Here is a 604-nt window from a genome sequence, read left to right on the forward strand (position 1 = left end):
TAGGCAGTGTGGACGGATTGCCGCATGCGTCTGTTCGAGGATTCCTCTGACGCGGATTGTCTGATTCATGGAGAGCCGACTGATTTGGAGGTCGGCGATGTCCACGAGGATGGCGGATGCGGATTGGTCGGTGGCGCTGGAGGTCTTTCGGGCCTCGCTGCCGCGCCGGGGCGACAAGGGTCGCGACGACCGGCTCTTCCTCGAAGCGCTGCACTATTTCTCGGTCCACAACATTACCTGGCGGACGCTGCCGGAGCGGTTCGGCAAGTGGAACAGCGTCTGGAAGCGCTTCGACCGGTTGAGCAAGGCCGGCGTGTTCGAGACCTTCTTCGATCACCTCGCTTCGCTGTCGTCCTCGGCTCATCTCGTGCAGATGTTCGACTCGACCATCGTGCGCGCCCATGTCTCGGCTGCTGGCGCCAAAGGGGGCAGGACGGCCAGGCGCTCGGCCGCTCTCGCGGCGGCTTCTCCACCAAGATCCACCTGAAGACCGATTTCGACGGCCATCCCATCGCATTCGACCTCACCGGCGGCGAAAAGGGCGATGCGCCGCATTTCCCGATCCTGCTCGGGCTCGGCCCGGATCTCGATCCGCGGGCCGCTG

The 604-nt window shown here is 64.4% G+C and carries 2 pseudogenes; both read left to right on the top strand.

What is annotated here, in order from left to right:
• Positions 1–109: 109 nt before the first annotated feature.
• A pseudogene (locus tag ACFPOB_RS30055) lies at positions 110–316 on the top strand (transposase); the annotation flags it as partial.
• Positions 317–370: 54 nt separating this feature from the next.
• Positions 371–490: pseudogene (locus tag ACFPOB_RS30060) on the top strand (IS5/IS1182 family transposase); the annotation flags it as partial.
• Positions 491–604 lie beyond the last annotated feature (114 nt).

This window comes from Allobosea eneae (assembly GCF_042657265.1).
GTDB lineage: Bacteria > Pseudomonadota > Alphaproteobacteria > Rhizobiales > Beijerinckiaceae > Allobosea > Allobosea eneae.